This is a genomic window from Streptomyces sp. NPDC001508 (genome assembly GCF_040298665.1).
Lineage (GTDB): Bacteria > Actinomycetota > Actinomycetes > Streptomycetales > Streptomycetaceae > Streptomyces.
The window spans coordinates 1-24451 of sequence record NZ_JBEPAP010000024.1; the positions used below are offsets into that span (position 1 = coordinate 1).

The 24451-nt window shown below is 71.1% G+C and carries 20 protein-coding genes; 9 read left to right on the forward strand and 11 right to left on the reverse strand.

The annotated features are described in order from the left end of the window. Positions 1-584 precede the first annotated feature (584 nt). Together ABT245_RS21945 and ABT245_RS21950 are read right to left on the reverse strand one after the other, a co-directional pair. Positions 585-2699, reverse strand: a complete 2115-nt coding sequence (locus ABT245_RS21945; RefSeq protein WP_351736012.1) for a hypothetical protein — start codon at positions 2697-2699, stop codon at positions 585-587. Then, positions 2696-4438, reverse strand: coding sequence for a DEAD/DEAH box helicase (locus ABT245_RS21950; protein ID WP_351736014.1), 1743 nt, complete (start codon positions 4436-4438; stop codon positions 2696-2698). Before ABT245_RS21950 ends, ABT245_RS21945 begins: the two co-directional genes overlap by 4 nt. A 239-nt stretch (positions 4439-4677) precedes the next feature. On the opposite strand from ABT245_RS21950, the gene ABT245_RS21955 reads away from it, so the two are divergent. The 4 genes from ABT245_RS21955 (at position 4678) to ABT245_RS21970 (ending at position 8461) form a co-directional block, all read left to right on the forward strand. Beyond that, the gene (locus ABT245_RS21955) at positions 4678-6012 is read left to right on the forward strand and encodes a hypothetical protein (protein ID WP_351736016.1); all 1335 of its coding nucleotides are present in this window, start codon (positions 4678-4680) and stop codon (positions 6010-6012) included. A 256-nt stretch (positions 6013-6268) separates the two neighbouring features. After that, positions 6269-6592 carry a hypothetical protein gene (locus ABT245_RS21960; RefSeq protein WP_351736018.1) on the forward strand — a complete coding sequence of 108 codons (324 nt, stop codon included), beginning with the start codon at positions 6269-6271 and terminating at the stop codon, positions 6590-6592. A gap of 11 nt (positions 6593-6603) precedes the next feature. Further along, on the forward strand, positions 6604-7260 hold the full coding sequence (locus ABT245_RS21965) for a nucleotidyl transferase AbiEii/AbiGii toxin family protein (protein WP_351736020.1): 657 nt from the start codon (positions 6604-6606) through the stop codon (positions 7258-7260). A gap of 1009 nt (positions 7261-8269) precedes the next feature. Continuing rightward, positions 8270-8461, forward strand: a complete 192-nt coding sequence (locus ABT245_RS21970; RefSeq protein ID WP_351736022.1) for a hypothetical protein — start codon at positions 8270-8272, stop codon at positions 8459-8461. A 316-nt stretch (positions 8462-8777) separates the two neighbouring features. Here ABT245_RS21970 and ABT245_RS21975 read toward each other — a convergent pair whose 3' ends face one another. From ABT245_RS21975 to ABT245_RS22000, 6 genes are all read right to left on the reverse strand, one after another. Next, the gene (locus ABT245_RS21975) at positions 8778-9032 is read right to left on the reverse strand and encodes a hypothetical protein (RefSeq protein WP_351736024.1); all 255 of its coding nucleotides are present in this window, start codon (positions 9030-9032) and stop codon (positions 8778-8780) included. A gap of 511 nt (positions 9033-9543) precedes the next feature. Next, positions 9544-10194, reverse strand: a complete 651-nt coding sequence (locus ABT245_RS21980; protein WP_351736026.1) for a vWA domain-containing protein — start codon at positions 10192-10194, stop codon at positions 9544-9546. Between the two features lie 14 nt (positions 10195-10208). After that, complete coding sequence (locus ABT245_RS21985) at positions 10209-11417, reverse strand: hypothetical protein (RefSeq protein WP_351736028.1); 1209 nt, start codon at positions 11415-11417, stop codon at positions 10209-10211. After that, entirely contained in the window at positions 11414-12616 is a 1203-nt protein-coding gene (locus ABT245_RS21990; protein ID WP_351736030.1) for a protein phosphatase 2C domain-containing protein, read from the reverse strand. The genes ABT245_RS21985 and ABT245_RS21990 overlap by 4 nt, the downstream gene beginning before the upstream one ends. Further along, positions 12613-13029 (reverse strand): hypothetical protein, encoded by a 417-nt coding sequence (locus ABT245_RS21995; RefSeq protein ID WP_351736032.1) that lies wholly within the window; start codon positions 13027-13029, stop codon positions 12613-12615. The genes ABT245_RS21990 and ABT245_RS21995 overlap by 4 nt, the downstream gene beginning before the upstream one ends. 9 nt (positions 13030-13038) lie before the next feature. After that, a complete protein-coding gene (locus tag ABT245_RS22000) occupies positions 13039-13812 on the reverse strand; it encodes a hypothetical protein (protein ID WP_351736034.1) in 774 nt (257 codons plus the stop codon). Positions 13813-13983: 171 nt separating this feature from the next. Here ABT245_RS22000 and ABT245_RS22005 point away from each other — a divergent pair, with 171 nt between their 5' ends. The 3 genes from ABT245_RS22005 to ABT245_RS22015 all read left to right on the forward strand — a co-directional run bounded on the left by ABT245_RS22005 (position 13984) and on the right by ABT245_RS22015 (position 17490). Continuing rightward, complete coding sequence (locus tag ABT245_RS22005; RefSeq protein ID WP_351736036.1) at positions 13984-14718, forward strand: Crp/Fnr family transcriptional regulator; 735 nt, start codon at positions 13984-13986, stop codon at positions 14716-14718. Positions 14719-14797: 79 nt separating this feature from the next. Next, positions 14798-17215 (forward strand): hypothetical protein, encoded by a 2418-nt coding sequence (locus ABT245_RS22010; protein WP_351736038.1) that lies wholly within the window; start codon positions 14798-14800, stop codon positions 17213-17215. A 41-nt stretch (positions 17216-17256) separates the two neighbouring features. After that, positions 17257-17490 carry a hypothetical protein gene (locus ABT245_RS22015; protein WP_351736040.1) on the forward strand — a complete coding sequence of 78 codons (234 nt, stop codon included), beginning with the start codon at positions 17257-17259 and terminating at the stop codon, positions 17488-17490. Between the two features lie 54 nt (positions 17491-17544). On the opposite strand, the gene ABT245_RS22020 is transcribed toward ABT245_RS22015, so the two are convergent. Further along, positions 17545-18339 (reverse strand): FHA domain-containing protein, encoded by a 795-nt coding sequence (locus ABT245_RS22020; protein WP_351736042.1) that lies wholly within the window; start codon positions 18337-18339, stop codon positions 17545-17547. Positions 18340-18510: 171 nt separating this feature from the next. Here ABT245_RS22020 and ABT245_RS22025 point away from each other — a divergent pair, with 171 nt between their 5' ends. Together ABT245_RS22025 and ABT245_RS22030 are read left to right on the forward strand one after the other, a co-directional pair. After that, positions 18511-20139, forward strand: coding sequence for a serine/threonine protein kinase (locus ABT245_RS22025; RefSeq protein ID WP_351736044.1), 1629 nt, complete (start codon positions 18511-18513; stop codon positions 20137-20139). Between the two features lie 175 nt (positions 20140-20314). Continuing rightward, positions 20315-21208: a glycosyltransferase family 2 protein gene (locus ABT245_RS22030; RefSeq protein WP_351736046.1), complete on the forward strand. Its 894-nt coding sequence runs from the start codon at positions 20315-20317 to the stop codon at positions 21206-21208. Positions 21209-21676: 468 nt separating this feature from the next. Here ABT245_RS22030 and ABT245_RS22035 read toward each other — a convergent pair whose 3' ends face one another. Then, positions 21677-23359: a bifunctional 3'-5' exonuclease/DNA polymerase gene (locus ABT245_RS22035; protein ID WP_351736048.1), complete on the reverse strand. Its 1683-nt coding sequence runs from the start codon at positions 23357-23359 to the stop codon at positions 21677-21679. Positions 23360-23533: 174 nt separating this feature from the next. Continuing rightward, positions 23534-24280, reverse strand: a complete 747-nt coding sequence (locus ABT245_RS22040; protein ID WP_351736050.1) for a Clp protease N-terminal domain-containing protein — start codon at positions 24278-24280, stop codon at positions 23534-23536. Positions 24281-24451 lie beyond the last annotated feature (171 nt).

Below are 24451 nucleotides of genomic sequence, written 5' to 3' on the forward strand. Positions count from 1 at the left end.
GACGGTTTTGATCTAGACAATCCAGATCATCGCAGGTGAGAGGCACCCTTCTTCTGCCAGGGCATCAGATCGCTGCCGTAGCTGAATTCATGAGGTCGATGGGGCGATCGGCGGCGGGGGGACTGTCCGGTCCTGACAGGTCCCCTGTCCGGCTTGGGCCCTGGTGTTGCTCACGGTTGTGAGCGCACTCAGTAGCCGATCGGGGCACGGGGGTCGAAGGACCGGCTGGTGGGCTGCGCTGCTGCCGATTGTTCTGGGCGTGTGTGCGTTCGGTACATGCCGGGCAGGACCAGCACAGCATGTGTGGGCACCTCCGGCTCCGGTCGGGAGGTGCTGCGGCGGCTGCGGCAAGACCACCTGGACCTGCGCTCGCGGCGTGAAAAGCAGCAGCACGCCGCCCCGTGATCTTCGGCTTGTCCCCTCGCCGGTCGTGGGTTGGTCCGAAGGTGGCTGAGGTGATCTCGTAGTCCAGCAGGCCCGGCGCTGCGAGAGTGCTGGCGCGGCCCACGCGCTCACGGATCGCGGTTCCGGTCGTGCCGTGGTGGAGGAGGGTGGGGCGACTTGCCCGCCTGTGCGGCGCGCAGCTACCAGGGCTGGTGTTCGGTCAGTTTCAGCAGGCGCTGCAGGAGCGCGCCGGCCTTGCGCAGCTCGGCCTCGGGGACCTGCCACAGCCCTGCCGCGTCGCCGTAGCCGCCCCCGCCAGTGCCGCTCCAGTAGCAGGCGGACCGCTCGGTGGCGGCAGCGAGGACCGCAGCCGGGTAGCGCTCCAGCAGCATCTGCGGGTCGGCCAGCCGCCACCAGGAGGCCAGGGCGCGGGCGGCCAGGTGTGTCCCGTGCCGGGCCGGGGTGCGCTGCCACAGCAGGCGGGCGACCGGGTCCAGTGTGGCACCGGTGCGCGGGAGGCGGGTGACCGGATTGGTACGGCCTGTGCGGTAGCGGACCATCATGGTGCTGGCGTTCATCGCGTAGGGAGTCCGGTGTGGCAGGACCTCGACGATCAGTCGGTCGGGCCCGGGGGACCAGCGCAGCAGGTAGTCGTGACTTCCCCGGTCGGTGTGGACCTCGCCTCCGGCACTGTCCCAGAGGCGTCGCCCCTCGGCGGGGAAGACCGTGGCGCTGCAGGACTTCACCCGCTCCTGGGGGGCGACGCCGATCCCGTAGAGCGGCCCGGTCGCGCCGTACAACCGCAGCAGGGTGGCGGCGGGCGAGTCGGGAGCGCATAGCCGCTCCAGCTTTCGGCGGTCGCCGCCTGCGGCGTGCTCCCAGAAGGCGAAGGCGCGCTTGTGCAGGGTCTTGGGATCGGAAGACCGGCGCTGCGGCGGGGACGGGGTACGGCCGGGTGCGGCGGGCCGGGAGCCGGGTCGAGGGGAGAGAGAGCGCGCTGCGGGTGCTTCGGCGGTTCGCCCGGCCTTCGCTCCGCCCGTGTTCCGCTTCCCTGTGGGGCCGCCTGCGGCGCCAGCGTTCCGTGCGGGCGGCAGCTCCCCGGTAACAGCGGTGCCCGCAGGCACCGGTGCCGCCGTACCTCCAGTGGATGCGGCGGTCTCTTCGGCGGCGCCACCGCGAGGCGGCGGCACGATCCCCCTGGCCGGAGGCGTGGCCGGATGCTTGGGGGCCAGGCACCGGGCGCAGCCCAGGTGGGTCTTGGCCGCGACCAGCGGGGCACCGCTCTGGGCGCAGGCCGGGCAGCGCAGCGGAGCGAGCTCCCCGGCGGGCAGCAGCCAGTCCACATCCAGGGGGTAGCGCCGCTCTCCGCGCCGTACGTCCAGTGCCAGGCGCAGCACCGGGACTCTCAACAGGTGCAGCCGGTAGGGGGTGAGGCTATGGCGGGCGCGGTATTTTTCGGTGATCTCGGCCAGGCGGCGGGCGCGCTCCTCGCGGGTGCTCTCCACACGGGCGCGCAGCAGTGCCGCGCGGTCCTCGGGCGCGGTGGCGGCACGGCGCTGGAGGGAGTCCACGGCGGCGGCGTAGTACTCCTCGGCGCGGGCGCGTTCCATGGAATACGCGTCGCCGACTTGCGCTGCCAGCCGGTCGCGGCGCCGCACGGCAGCGGCCTCCAGCATCTGGTGGGCCTCGGCGAGGGCGGCGGCCAGGTCCGGCCGGCTGGTGGAGGCGTGCTGCACGGCAGCGCCGAGCCCGTCCGGCAGTGCGGTCTCGGCGCGGGGGTCGCGGTCGGTGCGGGCAAGGCGTTCGCTGACCCGGGCAGGCACCTGCAGGCGGCTGGGGACGTCGACGTACTCCTCGACCTGTTCCTGGAAGTGGTCCTCCACGGAGAGCTCGTAGTTCACCAGGGCGCCCACGCGCAGCACCGGCCGCAGGGCCCGCTCGAGCGGGGCGTCGGAGCGCAGATCCAGGCGGCCATGGTCGACGGGGAGGTGCTCTCGGGCCTTGGACAGCAACGTGGCGGCGTCGGGCGGCACGGAGCGCGGGGCGGTCAGGGTGAGGGTGCCGGTGTCGCCTGCAGCCAGGACGCTTTCGGCGGCCTTGGCGACCAGCGGGTGTCCGGTCACCAGGAGCAGGGCGTCGTCCTCGCGGGAGGCATCGGGGTCGGCGGTGACCGCGGTCTCCTCGGGCAGTTCCAGCTCGCTCGCCAGAGCGGCGGGCAGGAGTGCCAGTGCAGTGTCGCCGGCGTCCTCCCACAGTCCGCCGCGGTGGGCGACCCAGTCCAGCCAGAAGGCCAGCCCCGGCTCCTTGCGGATCACCGGCCCGCCTCCTGCTCGTCATCGCCGCCGACCAGTGCGTCGACCGCGCCGCGGCTGTCCAGGTAGTCCGTGCGGGCGCTGACCAGCCGCTCGCCCAGCCGCTCCATGCGTTCTTCGAACTCCGCGTCGTCCCCTGCGGTGGCGAAGGCGTCGAAGACGGAGGCCTCGAAGTCGAAGTCCTCGTCCACCCGGCCCAGGATCATGTCGAGCTCGCCGACGACCAGCTCGAACAGATTGATTTTGGATTCGAGGACGTGCAGGATCCGTTGTTCGATGGTGCCCTGGGCGACCAGATTGGTCAGCACCACGTCGTGCTCCTGCCCCACCCGGTGCAGTCGGCCCAGGCGCTGCTCGATCTGCATGGGGTTCCAGGGCAGGTCCACATTGGCCATCACATGGCAGAACTGCAGATTGCGGCCCTCTCCGGCGGACTCGGTGGACAGCAGCACCGGTGCCTGATCGCGGAAGGCCGCGACCGCCGCTTCTTTGTCCCGGCGCGAGAGACTGCCGTGGTAGACGGCCGCCGGGACGCCCTCGCGCTCCAGCCGGGCGGCGAGCGTGTCCAGGGTTTTCCGGAAGGCGGTGAACACCAGCACCTTCTCCCCTTGTCCGTTGTGCCGGCGCAGCCGCTCCAGAAGTAGCTCCGCTTTCGTGGATCCCTCGATTCCCCGGGCGAGGGCCGCCAGGTCCGGCCAGCCCGCCTTGGCCAGGGCCGGCGCGGCGGCCTGCGGGCTCGACCCGGCCAGCCGGGTCAGCCCGCGCAGGGTCAGCAGCCGCGCCGAGGACGCGTTCTTGGCCTCCGTCCGGATCCGGGCGGCGACCCCCGCATACAGCTCCGCCTCCTCCTGCGAGGGCGCCACCAGTACCGTCTCGGCCAGCCGCTGCGGCAGCAGCACCTCGACCTCGCTGCGCCGGTGGCGAACCATCACCTCACGGGTACGGGCCCGCAGCTCGTCCAGGTTGCGTGGCGCCGAAGGATCGGTTCCGGCTCCGGCGTGCCGCTGGCGGAACTGCGCAGGGGTACCCAGCAACCCGGGCGCGACCAGGCTCACCAGCTCGTACAGGTCCTGCAACCGGTTCTCCACCGGAGTCGCGGTGAGCAGCAGCAGATAGCGGGCACGCAGAGCTCGGGCGAGTTTGCCCGAGGCGCTGCGCGGATTACGCAACCGGTGCGCCTCGTCCGCCACCACCACATCCCACTGCCCCTCGGTCAGCAGGGACTTCAGCGGCTCCCGGCGCGCGGCGGCGATCGAGGCGAGCACCACCGGCCGCTCCGCGTCCGTCTCCTCCCAGCCCTGGCCCCGGGCGATCACCGTCGGCAGGCCGAACTTGCGCTCCAGTTCCTCGCGCCACTGCTCCACCAACCCAGCCGGGGTGACAACGAGCGTCCGATCCGCCAGCCCCCGCATCCGCAGCTCAGACAGGACCAGACCCGCCTCGATCGTCTTGCCCAGTCCCACCTCGTCCGCGAGGATCGCCCGGCCGCGCATCCGCCGCAACACCGTCTGAGCGGTCTGCACCTGGTACCCGAACGGTGTGAAGGACAGCTGCGGCAGCGACAGGAAGGAGTCGAAACCCGGCCTGCGCCACACCTCCACCGCCGCGTCCACCAGCGCCGAGGTGACCGGATCCACCGCAGACGCGCCCAGTCGTCCCAAGAGCACCGTGAACGCGTCGGGCAGTCCTTCGGGCCGCTGAGCCGAGCCGTCAGCGATGGTGAGCATGTCGGCGGTACTCAAGTGCCCTCACTCAGGAAGCGGCAGAACGAATGCAGGCGGGCACTCTCCGTCACCCGCGTGGGTCAGCCTACCGAACACGCAGGACACGAGCCCGCATGATCTCGGCATTTTGACCTTATGGGCGCTGGCCCGTTTCACCCTGGAGCGATCCTTCCGACTGGGGCGCGAGCTCAGGCGTCTTTGACTTGCTCTGTGGTCCTGTGCGCTGTGCAGGACCGGACGCGGGGAACCACCCCGTCATGCCATCGCCCTTGTGCGCTGATGCCGACGTACGTGCCGTCAGCACCGCCCACCCGGCCGTCGCCCGGGAACTGGACAGTGCCGACCGCTCCACCGAGGCACTGGACCGGGCCGAACGCGGCCTGGTGCGCGCAACCGATGCCGCGCGGGAGGATGCGGGCCTGGTCGGCTACCTCACCGGGTGGTACGAGTCGGCCAAGGCTGCGTCGGACCGGGTGTGCCGAGGAGCGTCGGCCGGGCTGCGAGACGGCTGCCCGTTCCCCGCGTCCCGGCGGCCTGGTCTACGCTCGCTTGTCGTGCCGACGAATCGGATGAACCGCGAGGAGTTCTTCGCGAAGCTGGCCGGGCTGGATGAGGAGCGTCTGAGGAAGGCGCTGTGGAACCTGTACTGGCGGGGTGCCGCGCCGGTGCGGGAACGGATCGAGGCGGAGATCGCCCCGGCTCCGCCGGGCCCGCGGGCCCGGCCTCGGGACGAGGTCCCCGATCCGGTGCGGGTGCGCGAGGAGGTGCGCGAGTTCGTCGCGTTGGCGCGGGCCGGCTCGTATCTCGCGGGGGACCGCAGGGTCTCGCCGAAGGAGCGCACTCGCTGGCGGTTCACCTTCCGTCGCCTGGCCGACGAGGCGCAGGCAGCGCTGGCGGCACCGGACTCGCGCCCGGCCGAGGACGCGGTGGAGGCGCTGGTCGACCTGGCCTGTTACGTGAAGGGCTACGACTGCTTCCGCTCCGAGGACCCGATGGAGGCGGCGCGGTTCGTCGTCTCCGACGCCGTCGCCGCACTCTGGGCCAGGATGCTGACTCGGTACGGGCCGGTGGTGCTGGCCGAGCGCGCGATGCCGCAGCTGGCCCGCTGGGAGTCCCGTTTCGGCTGGACGCGGACCGGGTTCGGCGCGGTGAGTGAGCGTGAGACCTCGCTCGCCTCGGTCATCGGGCGCCTAGTGCGCGACCCGGATGCCTGGGTGGCCTGCGCCGACGGGTACCTGGAGGCGCTCGACCGGCTGGTTGAGACAGAGCCGGCCCGTGCGAAGCGGGTCTACGGCTATGACTCCTCGGCCTCGGAACGTAAGCGCCGCGCCGGTGATCTGGCCGAGTGGCACGGGATGCTGCTGGAGCGGCTCGCGGACTACGACGCGGCGGACCGCCTCGCCCGGCTGGCTGCGCACCCTGCCTTCGCCGGCGCCGAGTCGCTGCTGTTCCAGGCCAGGCTGGCCTGGCGGGACGGCGAGGCGGATCGGGCACGTGCCCTGGTGGGCGAGGCCCTGAGCGAGCTTCCCGGGCATCAGGAGCTGCTGAGGTTCGCGGCCGAGATCGGGGCAGCGCTGCCGGCTCGGGTATAGGAGGCGGCAGGGCAGTTCTCCCGCTGAACGGACTCCGAGTCCACAGGCATGTGCCGCTGGAGCGGGTCCAGGGCGGTCACGATGATCGGGACGAGGGTGGTCCTGTGGCCGGCTCAGGGGGCGGCCTTCGCTGCCCCCGCGGGCGGGTGGCGCCCCGCAGCTCCGGTGTCTGGTTGCGGATCGAGGCGTCCCTGACGTCGCTGACGGACACCACAGCGACCGGCGGACAGCGCTCGCGCAGGGGCATACTGGGCGCATGGAGTCTCGGGTGCGGTATGCGGAGATCCGGCCCTACACGGTTCCGGAGACGCTGGAGGAGCTGGCCGGTCCGGCAGCCGGGGTGGTGGTTCTGCCGACTGTGCTGGACTGGACGCCGAAGCGTGTCTACGACCTGTCGGACGACGTGGACCTGCGGATGCTCTATGAGACGGTCATCCGGGAGGCCATGCATGTGGAGGAACTGCGGATGTTCCTGGACCCGGTGCGGCTCTCGGCCGTGTGGCAGAGGCTGTGGCTTCCGCCGCGAGCGCGGTTGATGTGGGAAGGGCGATTCCCGCAACTGGCCCGCAGGGCTGCGTAGTATCCACCTGCATGGATCCCTTTCACGCCCGGCTCGCCCGTATCGGTCTTGGAGCCGCCGCGGGATACGGCTTCGTCCTGGCCGGCGGGTACGCGGTTCAGGCGCACGGGTTCCTGGAACGGTTGTCGGATGACGTCGACCTCTTCACGGACATTGCTGACCCGGCTGCTTTCTCCGAGGCCGTCGATGCGGTGGCTGCGGCCTACCGGGCGGCGGACCTGACCGTTGAGGTGGAGAAGTCCGGTGGGGTGTTCGCCCGGTTCGCGGTTGCTGATGAACAGGGGCGCACGGCGAAGGTGGAGCTCGGGTGCGACTGGCGGGCCCGCCCGCCTGCCGTGTTGGAGATCGGTCCGGTACTGCACCCCGATGACGCGGTGGCCAACAAGGTGACCACGCTGTTCGGACGGGCCGCGCCACGGGATTACCTCGACGTGAATGCCGCCCTCGCCTCTGGGCGGTACTCGGGTGGGCGGCTGCTGCAGTTGGCGTCCGAGCACGACGCCGGGTTCGATCCGCGCTACTTCGCCCAAGCGCTGCGAGCGGTCGACCGTTGGCCGGACCGGGAGTACGAGGCATACGGCGTCGATGGCGGCCAGGTGGAGGACATGCGCCGACGGTTGCGCGCCTGGGCTGCCGAGATCCTCGATGAACGGCTCGACGAGAGATGACCCACCCAGCTGTGTTGACCCCGAGCGCCCACAGGCGCGGGCTCCTTCGCCGGCTCCGGCGTCCGGCACCCGAGCAGGGGCACACGGTGCTGGAACCCAGCGAAGGGGCGCTTGTGGAGGTCCTACAGTGACCTCCGTTCGTCTCTCTGCCCGGTTGACAGTGTCGTCGCAAGCCCAGCTCCAGTCTCGCTGGTGGGCCAGCGGCACCCCCTTCGGTGGACAGCCGGCGGACAGACGCCTTGGGACAGTGCATCACGGGGTGACACGGGTCAACCTGTCCCACGTGCTCTGATCAGGTAAAATGTCACCGGACAGCACGACGAAGCACCACGCAACACGATCGCTCATGGTCTCGTAATGCGTAGGTCTCGGGTTCGAATCCCGAAAGCGGCTCCAAAAGGGCCCAGGTCAGATACCTCTGACCTGGGCTTTTTGCTTCTCCTTGACCCTGCTTCGGGTGTCGGTGAGTCACGGGGCAGTGCCTCGGGTGGCAGGGGTGCGCGAGGGGAGCGCATCAGCGCAGCGACGGTGCAAGGGATGCGCAACCGCGTGCCCAGGCGATGCTGGACGTGCTGTTGTTGCTGCTGTGTGTGCCGCTGTGCTCGTCGGCGTGAGGCGTGCGGGCGGGGAGGCCACGCATGATGCGTAGGTCGGAGGCGGGTGTGAGCGTGCGAGCAATTCCGCCACCCGGCCCGGGATCATGGACGGTGGCCGGGGCGCCGAGTACGTGGCGGGCGCCGATCTATGCGCCCTGACCGGGGCACCGACTGGGCGGCGAGGTTTCCGCGGGCATCGCCGAGACCTGGGCCGCCGTCTGGTTGGGGCAGGAGGTGACCGCGTTCGGCACCTACCGGCATCGGAGCCGACGCCGGCTTCCTGCTCGCCCGCAGGCTTGAGCGCGGCACCTTCGGCCCGAACTGGACGAGATCGCAGGCATGGTGCGGAACCAGGAGGCCGTGCTGCACGGTCTTTGGGGGTGGTCGGCTGCGACGCGCAGGGTCGCATCACCGTGATCGACAGCGCGACACGTCGGTTCCTCGGCCTGCCCGCGGAGGGACCTGAAGGGCGCCTCGCCGAGGTCGGGCTCGATCCGGCCGGGGAGTGGCACGCTGACACGGGGTGGGAAGTGCGGGACGTGGCCCTGACGGTCGGCGACCGGCTGCTGGTGGTCAACGCCGTCCGAGCGTGCGCCGTTCGGTGAGGACGACCTGTCGCTTTCGCGGACCGCGACCCACTCCGCGTCCGTCATGTCGGTGGGATGCCAGTGCCCGCCGCTCGGGTTGTCCGCGGCGTTGTCGTACGCGTGGATGAAGCGGTCACACTCCCGCATGTCCGAAATGGGCTGTTCCTCGGCAGCCCGATACAGCTGCGGCAACAGGGCCTCCCGGTAAGCAGTGGCGTAGACACCCTCTGTGCTACTGGGAGGCCCTGCCCTCGACCCCGGCAGGGCCGCAAGCACACTGAACAGCACACCCATACGGAACCCCCGGTCCCACACCCGGTTTCGGGGAGTTCTTTCAGCCTGCTCGGACGAACTCCATATTGATCGAGTACATGAACTGGCCGACGCCCACGCACTCCCAGCCGACGGCTTCGACGGATCGCACGACCAGGTCGATCTCCTTGCGGATCTTCTTCATGGGGTTTCTGACCCGGGCCATGCCCCGGGGGTCGATGTCGATGGACGCTTCGAAGGTGTTGTCGCCTTGCGCGTGTGCGCGCCTGGCATCCGCGACGAGCTTCTGCATCCGGATCGCGTGCAGTATTCCCACGTGCGCCTCCCGCTCTGGGCTGCCGTGGGCCCGTTCGGCTTCCCCATGGCCGTACGAGCCCGTGTGATTGATGATTCGTGCCGCGCGCTAGGGCTCCGGCCGACAGGCCGGAAATGATCAGTTCGCAGGTGTACACCGTGGTGAGCCTGGATGGACCAAGGACCCGGCCTCTACCGCCCGTTCAACGAATTACCGGTAGCCGTGGCGGTGGCGGTGGCGGTGGCGGTGGCGGTGGCCGTGGTCGGGGTCGTGGGCCGGGGTGGGTAGGCGGGTGGGGGCGGGGGTAAGCGGTCTGGCGACGGTGCCTCGGAGACGCGGGAGCGGGTGTGGGTCGGCTGCACAGTCGTTGCCGGGTGAGAGCCGCTTCCGCTCCCCTTCGCCGAGGAGCCGAGGAGATTGCCCGTCACCTCGACCGCGGCGCCGCAGACGAGCAGCGCCGCGGCCAGCGCGGTCAGCCCGACGGATGCGCGTAGTGCGCGGGATGCCGTGGAACGCGGGTCGACGTCCATGGTCAGTCCACGTATTCCTGGGCGACCTGGATGTACTCAAAGCCCTTGACGTCAGTGGCGATCTGCATCTGACCGGTCTGCGACGAGGCGATCAGGGAGTTGAGCAGACCAGTGATCGCAGCGCTCAGCGCCGACTCGGTGTCCGAACCGTCGGCGATGAACAGCGCCTTGGTCGCCACCTGTTCGAGAACGTCGCGCTTCGCGCCGCCGAAGCCGTAGGCGATCACGTGCGGGTGGCGCGGCCAGTCCCTGTCCACCAGCGCGCGGAAGGAGTTCTGCCACCGCGGGTCGGTAGGACCGCCGTCGGTCAGGAAGAAGATCGTCGGCCGCAGCACGTCGAGGTGCTGCATCCTCAGGTGGCCGACATCGTGTTCGATGCACTCCCGCACCCGGTCGAAGGTCTTGCCGTACTCCGTGCGCCCGCCGCAGATCACCTCGGGCATGGCCGGCACCTGCTCCATGTCCGACATCGGGATCACCACATGCACGTCGGTGGAGAAGGCGATCACGCTGACTCGGGCGAACTCCGAGACGCGTGGATTCGTCGCGAGGTTGTAGTGCAGACGCGAGAGGGTCGCGTTGAGCACCGCCTCGTGCGGCTTCATCGACGAGGACGCGTCGATCACCACATAGGTGGGCAGGCAGAGTGACATGGTGCACCTCTGAGCTAGTGGTTGGCGGCGATGACGAAGAGCAGGATCACGGCTAGGACGAGTACGAGAATCCAGCCGACCTGCGGGGTGGGCTCAGGAGTTTCGGGGGGCGCCGACTCGGGTTCCTTCTCGGGCTTGTGGGCGCCGGCGGGGGGCTGCGGAATCGGGAGCCGCGGAATCGGGAGCTGCGGAATCGGGAGCTGCGCAGGCAGCGGGGGCAGCTCGGTGCGTGTCGGACGGGGCGCGGTCCTGAGGTAGGGCCCGCTGTTGAGGGCCTGGTTCAGCTGCGTGGCCGAGGGCCGTCGCTCGCGGTCGGTCGCGAGCAGCATGTCGAGCAGGACTTCGCAGACGGCGGGCTGGTTCTGCCAGTGGGACGCGGCGACGGTGTGGAAGGCGCTCGCGTCACGCCGGCCCGTCAGGCATTTGGCGACCAGCAGTCCGAGCCGGTAGCGGTCGGTGTACTCGTCCGCGTCGGTGCCCGGCGGCGTGAGCGGGTCGGCCCAGTTCGGCTGGTGGAGGTCGGGCATCTTCTTGGGCTGACAGCCGTCGACGTCGATGAGGTAGACCGAACGCTGATCCGGGCTCCAGAAGGCGTTGGAGAACGACCAGTCCGAGTAGACCAGGCCCAGGCGCTCCAGGACCGCGGCGAGGTCCGTCAGCTGGATGCAGGCGGCCAGCCTGCCGGCGAAGCCGGGGGCCGGCAGTCCGACGCCCCGGATCGACTCGTCGGACTTCGCCAGCCAGTCGATCTCCACGAAGCGGCGCTCGCCGAACCCGCCGCGCCGCAGCTCGGAACGGTACTGCTCCGGCGCCATCGGGATCACACAGCCGACGGCCGGGTTGCCGGGTTCGTGGATCCGGGCCGCGGGCCAGCACGTCCCGGCGTACAGGACCGCACGATCCCCCTCGGACAGCGTGCCCGGAGCCGAGATCAGCAGGTCGAGCCGGTGGGAGTCCTCCGGGTGCTGGTCCGGCCGGTAGAGCTTGGCCAGCCAGCCCGGATGGTTCGTCAGTGGCCTTACGGCGATGGCCTGGCCGTTGTGTTCGGAGATCGGCTCGGCCAAGGGGCCGAGATCGCTGACGCTCACGGTCCGTGGCAATGCCCAGCCCCGCGGATCGGTCACCGGGCCGGCAACAGTGGCGCCGCCACTGTCGCCGACGCCGCCACTGTCGCCGACGCCGCCACCGTCGTCGGCGCCGTCGATCAGGTGGGGTTCTGTCATGCCCGGTCACCGTTCCAGACCACGACAGCGGTGCGGTCGTCAAGGCACTGCGGTGCGTCGAAGCCGACGTCGGCGGTGAACCGCGTGGCCGGGACCGGTGAGCGCCAGGCGTTCGCGAAGTACTCGTTGACGTTGCCCGCCGGGTCCGCCCACGCGTCGCCGATCCCGTCCGTGACCAGGGCGAGGGCGGCGCCGGGAGCCAGCGTGACGTAGTGGTCCCTGGCCAGTTGCGGGGTGTCCGGCAGTCGCCCGGCGACCTCGTTCGAGACCACCGCGGCGGCGCGGTCCTTGGCCTCGCCGGCGGAGAACCGCCACAGCGGGCCGCGCGGGTCGAGCGTCCAGGCCGAACTGTCGCCGAGCCAGCCGACCCAGGCCTGCGCAACGCCGTTCGCGTCCGGCTCGGCGAGTACCGCGGTGATCAGCACGGTGGCCAGGTGCGAGGTGTCGACGCCGCGTCCTGACGCCTGCGCGGCGACCGATTCCGCGATCCGCCCGTACAGTTCCTTGACGTCGAGCCCGCCGAAGCCCACCGCCTCGATCTGCTCGCGCAGCAGGGTGACGGCCTGACTGGAGGCCGTGGTGGCCCCGGCGTCGGACCAGGCCGCGCTGGACAGGCCGTCGGCCACGGCCACGATCGCGTACCGGCTGTCCCGGCTGCGCCCGATCCGGTAGGAGTCCTGCCGCGGCTCGGCCGGCCGGCCGCAGCGGTGGCCGGGCCCGATGACGGAGGCCGCGCGGAGGGTGAAGGCACCGACCGTGGCCTCGTCGGCGGCGATCCCGTTCTGGACCGTGCGCTCCGGCAGCAGCCAGGGGTAGCCCTGGGCACGGGCGCCGTCGCCGAAGCGGGGAACGCTCAGGTCGGTCGGCCGCTCCCGCAGGAACGGCCGGGGCCCCGGGGGCTGGGACCGCGGCGCCGCCGGTCCGGTGACGTAGCGGCAGACCGGAACCGTCGTGCTCGGCCGGGGTGCCTGGTCGAGCCGGTCCCGCTCCCGGGCGAGCGTCGCGGCGGACTCGGACCCCAGCGCGGCCGCCGCGCCGACGACAGCCACTGCCGCGAGGGCGAACCCGTCCACCACCAGGCCGTACCGCCGATGCTCCGTGCCGATCTCGAGGAATGCCCCGATGACGACGGCCATGAGCAGCACCGCCCGTACCCGTCCGTCCATGAGGCCGCCCTGTGGGCTGTCGTCCCGGCTCACGGCCGTTCCTCGCAATCGCGGGAATTCGGCCCGGAGGCAAAGTGCTGGGTGCCGTTCTGCACCGCGAACACCTCGCCCGAATGGGTGGCGGAATTGACCTGGATCACGATGTCCGGCCTTTCTGCGGTGCGCAGCGAGGCCAGGGCCCTCACGTCCTGGGCGAGATCCGGGTTCCGGTCGAGCAGTTGGGACAGGGCCTCGGTCCAGTAGTGCACTGCCCCGGCGTCGACCGCTCCCCTCGTGGCGGTCGACTGCCGGTTCAGCGCGGCGGACAGCTCATCGCGGCGGCTGCCGCGAGCCCGTGCCAGGACGCCGCTCATCAGCCTCTTCGCCTCCTGCCAGAGATCGGTGCCCATGGCGGAGACCAGGGCGGTGGCGCCGCCGGCGGCCAGCTCGACGAGTTCCTCGTTCATCAGCGCGTCTCAACCCCGGTCGTTGTGGCGGATGTACTGATCGCCCCGGTGTACGGCGAAGACCGTGCCGCTTCCCGTGGCCCGGACGAACTGCTCCACGGCCCGCGGTCCGGGTCGCACGGGCCGCTCACCGGAGCCGACGTCCCGGCCGGGCCGCTCACCGGAGCCGACGTCCCGGCCGGGCCCGACCTGCGGCCCGACGGGGCTGCCCGGATACCAGAGCCAGGCCCGCGCGGCGTACTCCTTGACCCGGACGTCGGCCGCGGTGAAGGCGTCCGCTTCGAGCCCCTCGTGGCCGTGCCCGACCGTTTCCTCGTAGAAGTGGTGCGAAAGGATCACGGCCAGCGGGGTGCCGCCGGTACCGGCCAGGGTCGCGTGCCGCAGCGGGGCCGAGTCGAGCAGCCGGGCCAGCGCCTCGAAGGGGGCGCCGGAGACGGTGCCGTCCGGATCGAGCCGGATCTCCCCCGCGTGCGCCGCGACCCGCACCCGCAGCAGGGTGTCCGCGCCGGCGTGCCGGTTGTGCTCGCGGATGTGTGAGCCCAGCCGCGGGAGCAGCGGGACCAGCAGTCGGGCCTTGGGCAGTGCGGCCGGGGCGACGAGTTGGCAGCCGTCGCCGGTGTCGACGTACCCGAAGTCCCGCGCGTCCAGGTCCGCCGTGTCCAGGGCGTCGCACAGCGCGGAACGCAGAACTCCGCGGATCTCCTGCAGCCGTTGCTCGCCGCGGCCCGCGGAGCCCGCGATGTCGCACGCCAGCAGGGCTCGGTATTCGTACCTAGGATTCACGGTTCCTCCGCGATCACGACGGGGCAGGCAATTCGAAGATCGATCTGCCGTCGTCCCGGTTGTCCGGTGTCGGCAAGATGCTTGACGAGACCGTAGAGGAGGGGTCCCCGGGTAGAACGGCTACTAATACGGCTTGTGCGGTTTCGGCCGCACGAGGAAGAGAGGTAGCCGATGAGCAACGCACGGGTTCGCGGGGCCGCGGCCTACTGGCCGCCGGCCGGGCTGCTCGGCCGGGTCGACGAGGCCGATCGCGCAATCCTCATGGGACTCGGTCACGGTGTGGCGTACCCGGCTGGTCAGATCACCATCCGCGAGGCCGACACCTCGGACTTCGCGCTGCTCCTGCTCGGCGGCATGGTCAAGGTCACCGCGCGTGCGCAGGACGGCCGCGAGGCGCTGCTGGCCGTGCGGATGGCCGGGGACCTGGTCGGGGAGTTCGCCGGGATCGACGGTCAGCCGCGGGTCGGCACCGTGACCGCCTGTGGCCGGGTGCTGGCCCGCTACATACTCCGTTCCGAACTGGTGGAGTGCACGAAACAGCACCCCGCCATAGGACTCGCGCTCAGCGCGAGCGTGGTGGCCAAGCTGCGCACGGCGACCGGCCGGATCGTCGATTTCACCGGTTGCGACGTGCTGGGACGGCTGGCCAGGATCCTGCACCACCTGGCCGTCACCTATGGGCGTCCCGGCCGGAACGAAGCCCAACTACCGCTGTCGCAGCCGGAGATGGCCACTCTGGTCGGCGCGGCCGAGTCGTCGATCCACAAGGCCCTGCGGGCGTTGCGGGAGTCGGGCGCGGTCGTGACCGGCTACCGCAGGATCACGATCCTCGACCTGGATCACCTCGCCCGGATCGCCGTCGCGGCCGGGCCCGCCGGATCGCTGGCGATCTCGTCAAACACGTAATAGCGCCGGGTTCGCACGACGGGTGGGCGCCAGCCTGACCCAGTGCCGGGACCGGCGTTGGAGAGGACGGGCGAAGCAGATGCCAGAGAACAACGGTGCTCCCGAGGATTCCGAGTGGATCCGGGTCGGCGATGTGTCCGGAACGGTGGTCGTAGGCAATCAGAACAACGTCACCGTGCACTCGGGCCCGCTGCCGGATCCGGTCAGGCGCCAGCCGATCTCCCAGCTGCCGCGGTCCGCCGTCGAGCCGCTGATCGGACGAGAGCGGGACGTGCACATACTGCAAGAGGTCATCAAGGCAGGTCAGTTGGTGCAGGTCTGGGGCGCTTCCGGGGTCGGCAAGAGCGCGCTGCTGCGCCACCTCGCGTGCAGGACGCCGAGCGGGCCCGAAGATGTGGCCTATGTCGAAGCCGGCGGACGTACGGCTGATGACATCGCGCAGGCGATCTTCGACATCAGCTTCCACGCGCCGAACTACAAGCCGTCGCCGGAGGTGCTGAAGGAGCATCTGAAGACCCTGCGGCTGCGGATCTACCTGGACGACGCGGGACTCGACGAGAAGGACCTGCGTCGGCTCTTCGACATGGCCGAGAAGTCCACGTTCGTCTTCACCTCGCAGCAGCGGTCCGCGCTCGACGGTGTGCACACGATCCAGCTCGAAGGGCTGAAGGCCCCGGCGGCGGCGGAACTGGTGGGGGCACTGCTCTCCCGCAAGCTGCGGCCCGACGAGGCGCCGATCGTGGACGCGCTGTGCGACGCGGTGGACGGCAACCCGCTCCAGCTGCGGCGCATCGCCCTGTCGGCGGCGACCGGCAAGGGCCTGCCGGGCATCGCCGATCTCCCGGAACTGCTTCCCGCGCTGCTGAACAGGCTCCGGCCGCCGGAGCGCGATCTGCTGTACCTGCTCGGCTCGCTGTCCGGCGCCGAGTTGGCCGCCCGGCATCTCGATGATCTGCTGGGCCTGCCGGACTCCGACGCGCTCGCCGACGGTCTGGTGCGACACGGCCTGCTGCTCGCCTCGGAGACCGGCTACAGCTGTCCGCCGGACGTCGCCGAGTGCGTGCTGAACATCCGGAAGACGGAGTTTCCCGCCGATCGGCTCTGCCGGGCGTTCACCGCGTGGGCCGAGGCGAGGGACACCACTGCGGACGACGTCGCGGCACACTTCCAGGCCCTGGACGTCGCAGTGCTGCGGGCGGAGCGGAGCGGACACGCCCAGCTCGGCGCGGCACTGGCCCGTGCCGCCTCGCCGAAGCTGGCGCTGTCCCGGCAGTTCGACGCGTGGGGCAGCCTGCTCGGAGTCGGTTGGAAAGCGGCGAAGACCGCGGGGGACAAGGACGGTGAGGAGTTCTTCCTGCGTGAGGCCCGCACCCGCCGGAGGGCGCTCGGGCGGGCCGCGCAGACGACGGCCCTGGTGCTCGAGGCGGAGGTGCTGTGGCGGGAACTCACCGCCCTGCATGCGCATTCGGCGGCCCACCAGGTCGCCAACACGGCGCCGGCCGCCACACCGCCGGTCCACGCTTTCACCCCGACGCACGGCGCGGGCAGCACGCAGGCCCTCTCGCACTCGGCCGTCTCCACGCCCGCCACTTCGGCTCCCGCGCACACCGCCTTGCCCGCCCACCCGGCGAGGCCGGTGGTCGACCTGTCCCAAGCCTCCGCGCCGCCGCATGCCGCCCCCCACGCGACCGGCGCACACGCGACTGCCCCCCACGCGACCGGCGCACACTCGGCCGCACCGATACCGAAGCGGATCGACCTGTCGTCGGCGCACTCTTCCGTCGCCCGGTCGCCGCACACCGCGGGCACCACGACCGCGACGGGCACAGGCCACACGGCGCTCACCGCCGCCGGTGCCGCGGCTGCCAAGGGCGGAATATCGGCACTCGCCCTCGCCTGCGCGCTCGGCCTGGTAGCCGTGCTGGGCGTGGGTGCCGCGGTCTACGCGAACCACCGGCCCAACTCGACTCCGGTCGCCACGTCGAGCTCCGACAGCACGCCGAATCCGATCGACGACGCCTCGGCCACCGACGACACCGCGCTCACCGACGACACCGCGCTCAGCGACGACACCGCGCCCACCGTCGATCCCGTGTGCGCGACCGTGATCTCCGAACTGTCCTCGAAGATCGAGCGGTTCAACACCGACGCCGCCATCGCGTCCGCCGCGGTCGGCTCGTACAACAGCGACATGGCCTCCTACAACTCGGGCGCCACGTCAATTGCTCCCGACGACAGCACGGTGCTGTCCCACACCGGCACCGTCATCAGCGACCTGGGGTCCGTCGAGTCCACGTTGCAGGGGGCCATCTCGCAAGCCCAGGACAGCTCCGTCGTATCAGACCTCAACGACATGCTGACCGCCACTCAGCAGATCCAGAGCCTGTACCAGTCGTACAAGAACGATCCGAGAGGTTCCGAGGTCGACGCGTCGAGTCAGGCCCTGGCGATGAACTCGGCCTCGGACAGCCTGCAGACCGACTGCGGCGCCGCCTGACCTCCCCCCTCCCCTGGGACCAACCAAGAGAAAGGCCGGCCATGACCGCGCAATCCCCCCACGGGGACATCCATACCGGAGACGTCTCCGGCACCTTCGTCGTAGGAGACAACAACCGTGTGACGACCACGACGCACCACCCCGAGCAGCCGCAGCCGCAGCCGCAGTCGCGGCAGGAGAACTCGGTGGAGGGCCGGGCAGCCGTCTTCGCGGTCGAGGACGGCACCATGAACGTCACGTACAACACCGGAGCCGAGCGTGAGGCGGAAGGCTGAGAAACGCCGCGCCCCGGCCGACGATGGGCCGGGGCACGTACACCGCGCTCCGCCTCAGTCCTTGTCGGCCAGCAGCTCCAGGTCCTGAGCGCTCAGCGTCGCCGTCTTCAGCAGTTCCCTGATCAGGTTGACACTGAGTGTCGAGCCGACCGGCTCGCCGACCTCGTCGCGCAGCAGCCCGCGCACGCCCCGGCGGTGCAGCCGTTCGCGCACGTCCTCGACCGTGTTCGCGACCGACTTGTGGGTCCAGGACTTGGTCACGTAGGGGGAGGCATTGACCAGGCGGGCGGTGTCCTCCCAGGCCAGCGGGAGCGGGAAGGCGTCGTGGCCCTCCAGGTAGCGCCGGGCGAGCGCGGTGAGCACCAGCCGCTCCTGCGGGGAGAGTTCGTAGACCGTCTCGGGATCCACCGTCTCCGCACCGCTCGTGGAACGGGGGTGCTGGTCGTCCTCGGCCGTGACGCGGACCTCCACCAGGTGGGAACGCCGCTTGGACGAGTTGATCACCAGCGGGGTGTATCCGGACTCGACGAGCCGCTTGTGGCCGGTGAGCATCAGCACGCCGTCGGGCAGTTCGATCGGCAGATTGCCGGTGTTGACCAGCCACCAGTCGCCGTCCGTGGCCGTGCAGGTGAACACGCCGTGCCGACGGCTGACGGTCGGGTCGTCGACACCGATCGGCACATGCACGTCCTCGCGGTCGCGCCCGAACAGCAGCGTGTACCGGCGCGGCGGCACGGCGTACCCGCCCTCCGGACCCAATACGAAGATCGTCCCCGGTGGCGCCGAGGGCACCCTGCCGGAGGGACTGCCCGGCGGCAGTATCTGGGGTGGGAAGTTTCCGTACGCCATATCACATACCTCCGGCTCGGCTCGAGTCAGTGTATGAGCGCACCGCGAGGACCGGTTCTCCCACAGATGCGTACGCTGGGCAGGGGCGCGTTCGCCGCCAACTCGTGTTGCCTTGCCCCCACTCGCTCGGTAGCCTGCCCGCCGTGAGCGCGAGCGGCCGGGGAACTGCTGATGATGGATAGCACGATCGCCGAACCGCTCGGCGCGGACGATCCGCAGGAGATCGGCAGCTTCCACATCATCGGTCTGCTCGGCGTCGGCGGCATGGGCGAGGTCTACCTCGGGGCGTCCGACAAGGGCTACGCCGCCGTCAAGCGCGTCCGGCCACGATTGGTCTCCAGCGAGCGTTTCGAACGCGAGGTCGGCATCCTCTACCGTGTGCCGGCCGGGATCGGGCCGCGGGTGCTGGCGAGCGACGGCACCGCGGAACGTCCCTGGTTCGCCACCGAGTACGTACCCGGGCTCACCGTGGACGAGGCGGTCCGGCTGCGCGGCCCGCTGCCCGCCGAGACGCTGTGGCTGCTGCTGGCCGAGGCGGCCACACACCTGTCGGCCGTGCACGCGTTCAAGATCGTGCACCGCGACGTCAAGCCCGGCAACGTCATGCTGGTGCGTGACGGCGTGAAACTGATCGACTTCGGCATCGCACGCGCCGCAGACCAGGCGAGGCTCACCAAGAGCGGTGGCAGCTACGGAACGCAGGGATTCTCGGCACCGGAACAGCAGGCCGGGGACGAGGACGTGGACGCGCCCGCGGACGTCTACTCACTCGGGGCGCTCGTGCTCTACGCGGCCTCGGGCCGCACGCCCGGCGTCGTCCCTGACGTCGAGCCGCTGCGCGCCGCGGACGCCGACCTCGCCGCCGTCGTCGAGTCCTGTCTCGCGACCGGCCCCGGAGCCCGCCCCACCGCCGGCGAGGTGGTGGAGGCGGCCCGCGCACATCTGCCTGTTCCTCCTCCCTCCTGGCCTTTGGAGGTCAGGTCACGCATCGCCTCGCGACGTGCCTTCGCCGCGACGCCGGTCGGCAAGCTGGAGACCGTCCCGCCGCCGAACCTGGACGCGGATCCGACGGCTGAGACCGTGCCCCCGTCCGCCGCGTTACCTCGCCATCCACGCAAACGCCTGCTCCTGCCCCTGACCGCCGCAGCGATCGTCCTCGGCGCCGTCGCAGTGTTCGTACTCGTCCCGTCCGCTTTCCGGCACAACGGCGCCGCGCATCCGTCCGACAGCGCGTCGGTCAGCGCCGAGCCCGTGGCCGGGGCGACACGGACGTCCTCCGCGAGCCCAAGCCGTTCGGCCTCGCCCACCGCGGAGTCCGGGCGCCCGGACCCTGCCGCTTCGGCCGGCACGGACACGACCGTCCCACCGAGCGCATCCAGCGCGCGTCCGCCCTCTGACCCCGTCACGACCGCCGCGTCCTCAGCAGCCGCCATCCGCGTCACCTCGTCATCGATCAGTGGTATCAACGGCAGCGACGACCCGGCACAGGTCAAGGGCTCCGAGGCGGACACCTCCTGGGTCGGCAACGACGCCGCCTGCTCCGCCTGGCTGGACGACAACGGCTCCGGCGAACTCGCAGGCGTGCTCAACACCTCTCTGAACCAAACCTGCAACGCCGGGATCTACCGCAGCGACGGCATCGCGTACACGTTCCATGCCTCCTGGGGCGCCGCGAAGACAAGTTTCGTCCCAGCCGTCGGCCACATGATGTGGATCTGCGTCTGGAACGCGAGCGACCGATCCGACGAGCAGTGCTCCGCCCGCTTCACCATGAACGGCCACACCCCCGTCAAGCAGTGAAACGGACGGGGACCGCCCCCTTGCCCCTGCCGCCCGGCTGCGCCTACCGGGGCAAAAGGGCGGGAAAGTGAAGTGGGGTGCGGGGTATCGGCGGATCTGAGGGAACATCTTGGTGAACGGTGGGCGCTGTGCGGCCGGGCGCGGCTGCCGCCGACGGTCGGATGGGGTGAGGGACGTGGTGCAGCCGAGGATCGCCGTCGCCGTGGTGACCATGGGCAACCGGCCCGACCAGGTCGACGCCCTGTTGGAGTCCGTGGCCAAGCAGGACCTTGCCCCCGCCCGGATCGTGATCGTCGGAAACGGCTGCCGGCTGCCCGAGTTCGCCCGGCGGCTGTCGCTGCCCGGCGAGGTCACCACCATCGATGTCGAGGAGAACCTCGGCTGCCCCGGCGGCCGCAATGTCGCCCTCGCCCGGCTGCGGGAGTTCGGCGACGTCGACGTGGTCGTCGAACTGGACGACGACGGGCTGCTCGTCGACGCCGACGTGCTGCGCCGCGTATGCGATCTGTACGCCGCCGACCCCCGGCTGGGCATCGTCGGCTTCCGTATCGCCGATGAGACGGGACAGACCCAGCAGCGGCATGTGCCCCGGGTCGGCAACTCCGATCCGATGCGCGGCGGTTACGTCACCAGCTTCCTCGGCGGCGGGCACGCGCTGAGCATGGCCATGCTGGCCGAGACCGGGGACTGGCCCGCCGAGTTCTTCTTCGCGCACGAGGAGACGGACCTCGCCTGGCGGGCGGCCGACGCCGGCTGGAAGATCCTCTACGCGCCCGAACTGCTGCTGCGGCACCCCAGGACCTCACCGGCCCGGCACGCCATCTACCACCGGGTGACCGCTCGCAACCGGGTCTGGCTGGTCCGGCGCCGGCTGCCCCCTGCCTTGATCCCGGTCCACCTCGGGGTGTGGACGCTCCTCACGCTTGCCCGCACCCGGTCGACGGGCGGACTGCGGGCCTGGTGCGGCGGCTTCGTGGAGGGGCTGCGGCAGCCGGCCGGCGAGCGTCGTCCCATGCGGTGGCGGACGGTATGGCAACTGACCCGCCTCGGCCGCCCGCCCGTCATCTGACCCGGTTCAGCTCTGTCCGCCCGTCGTGTGCCATGGCTTTAGCCGCCTGTCCGTTGTCTGATCCGGCCGCGGCCGTCAGCCTGTTGCCCGGCGCGGCTTCGGCCGTCCGTTCGCCCGTCGTGTGCCGCTGCTTCAGTCGCGGGTCCGTCGTCCGGCTACGGCCGCGGCCGTCAGCCCGCCACCTGACGTGGCTTCGGCCGCCGCGCTCGTCGTCCGACTCGGCCTCGGTCGCCCGCCCGTCCTCTGATACGGCTCGGTCGCCCGCCCGTCAGCTCGTCTGACATGGCCTCAACGCCCGTGACCGGACATGGCATGAGCCGCCGTCGGCCGGGTGGCTCCGGTCGAGCCGGGGTGGCCGCCCGGCTTGTTCCTGCGGGTTCCGGTGGCCGCCCGGTGGGGACCGGTGGTTCGGCCAGGCGGCCCGGTGGGGGCCGGTGAAGGGCGGTGCGGGGCGGTGCGGGGCGGTGGTCACTTGGCGTCCGCATAGCACTCCACCACGGCCGTCGTGAAGGGGAACCGGACCGGTGTGTCGCCGAACGTCAGCCGGCCCGCCAGGTCCGCCGCCTGTGCGATCGCCGCGACGACGGTGTCGGCCTCCTCCTTCGGGCAGTGCACGATCACCTCGTCGTGCTGGAAGAACACCAGTTCGGCCGCCATGTCCGCGCAGGCCCTGCGCAGCGCCGCGAGCAGCAGCAGGGCCCAGTCGGCCGCACTGCCCTGGACGACGAAGTTACGGGTGAACCGGCCTCGGGCGCGGGCGTTGGTCGAGGCGTAACCGGGCTGCCAGCCCTCGGCGGGCGGCTCGACCGGCTCCTCCTGGGGAAGACCGGCCTCCTCGGCGGCACCGGCGCCGGCCGCCGGCGGGCAGGTCCGTCCCAGCCAGGTCCGCACCAGCCGGCCCTCCTCGCCGGCCCGCGCCGCCTCGTCCACGTACGCCACCGCCTGCGGGAAGCGGCGTCTGAGCGCGGCGAGGTTCTTCAGGCCGTCGCCGGAGGTCTGGCCGTAGACCGCGCCGAGCACGGCGAGCTTGGCCTGGGCGCGGTCGCCGGAGAAGGCATGGTCGGAGACCGACTGGTACAGGTCGGTCGCGCGTCCGGCCACCTCCATCAGACCGGGGTCGCGGGAGATCGCCGCGAGCACGCGCGGTTCCATCTGGTCGGCGTCGGCCACGACGAGCCGCCAGCCGGGTTCGGCGACCACCGCCCGCCGGATCACCTTGGGTATCTGCAGCGCGCCCCCGCCGTTGGTCACCCAGCGCCCGGTGACCGTCCCGCCGGCGAGGAACTCGGGCCGGAACCGGCCCTCCCGCACCCAGTCCTGCAACCATGTCCAGCCATGGGCCACCCAGACGCGGTACAGCTTCTTGTACTCCAGCAGCGGTCCGACCGCCGGGTGGTCGACGGACTCGATCTCCCAGCGACGGGTGGACCTCACCTTGATCCCGGCCTGCGCGAAGGCCTTGATGACGTCCGCCGACAGATCGGGCCGCACCCGTCGGCCGAACGCTGCCGACACCTCGTCCGCCAGCTGGGCCAGCCGGCGTGGTTCACCCCCGCCCGCGTACCGCTCGCCGAGCAGGCCGTCCAGGACCTCGCGGTGCACGTCCGCGCGCCAGGGCAGGCCCGCGCGGTTCATTTCGGCGGCCACCAGCATCCCCGCCGACTCGGCCGCCGTCAGCAGCCGCATCCGGTCGGGACGGTCCGCCCTGGCGTGCCGCCGCTGCTGGTCGGCGTAGACCGCGATCAGGTCGTCGAGCGGCAGGCGGGCGCCCTGCGGCTCGAACAGCGGTGGCTGCGCGCCGGGTTCGGCCGGGCGCAGCGGCGGATCGGGCGGTACGGGGCCGCCGCGCAGCCGGGCCAGGGCGGCGGCGGCCGAGCGTGGCTCGCCGTACCGCCCCTCGTGGCGCAGCAGGAGTGTTTCGGCGTCCTCGATGTCGTAGCACCTGTCCACTCGGACCCCCGTGGCAAGCAGACGTGGGTAGACCTCGGGGGTCGACCGCCACACCCAGCGCGTCACCCCGGGCCGGTCCCGCACCGCCCCGGCGAGATCGGGCTCCCGCCGCACCGGGCCGGCGGGCAGCCCGTCCGGACCGAGGGGGGCGATGTCCACGCCACCGTCCTCGGCCGGAGCGAGCGCCCACCGGTCGGTCATGTCCACGAGTGTGGCAGGCGGGTCTGACAACCTGCTCTGACCTGCGGTTTCAGTCCCTTCGGTGTGCTTGTTGCGACTCAGTCCCCGAGGCGTGATCCTCGTGCTTCAGTCCGCCAGGCCGTCAGTCCCCGAGTCCGTCAGTCCCGGCAGTCCCTCGGACGCGTGCCTTGGGTCTCAGTCGCTCTGTTGGTCCTGCTCCTTGTGACGCTGGACGATTACCTCCAGCAGCTCGGCGACGTACTGCTCCGTCGCCGGCTTGTCGATGCCGAGGCCGCTGAGCACGCCCTGGCCGTTCTCGTGCTCCAGCAGGGCCAGCAGGATGTGCTCGGTGCCGATGTAGTTGTGGCCGAGCCGCAGGGCCTCGCGGAAGGTGAGTTCCAGGACCTTCTTGGCGTCCGAGCCGTACGGGACCAGGTCCGGCGCGTCCTCGGTGGCGGGCGGCAGTGCCGCGGTGGCCGCCTCGCGGGCTGCCTCAAGCGACACGCCCTGCGCGGTGATCGCCTTCGCGGCCATGGCCTGCGGCTCGGAGAGCAGCCCGAGGACGAGGTGCTCGGGCACGCCTTCGGCGTTGCCGGCCTCCTTGGCCTTGGCGTGAGCGGTGATCACCACGTTCCGGGCGCGCGGGGTGTAGCGGCTGAACCCCTGGTTGGGGTCCAGGTCGATCGACTCCTTCGGTACGAAGCGCTTCTGGGCCGCCTGCCGGGTGACCCCCATGCTCTTGCCGATATCGGTCCAGGACGCGCCCGAGCGCCGCGCCTGGTCGACGAAGTGCCCGATCAGATGGTCGGCCACGTCGCCCAGGTGGTCGGTGGCGATCACCGCCTCCTGGAGCTGGTCGAGGGGTTCGGTGTGGACTTTCTTGATGGCGTCGATGAGGTCGTCGAGACGGATGGTCCCGCCGACTCCGTGATGGGTCGTCATGTGACAACCCTAGGTTGACAGCTGAGGGGTGTCAACCCGAAGTTGACACCTTGAGGGGGCCTGCTTGTGAGTCGCCGTGAGCCGCGCCGCCGCCGTCGCGAACCCGGTCCCGCTGAAGTCGCGGACGCGCCCGGGGCATGGCCGCGCGATCCGGCGGAGGCGAGCGGAAAT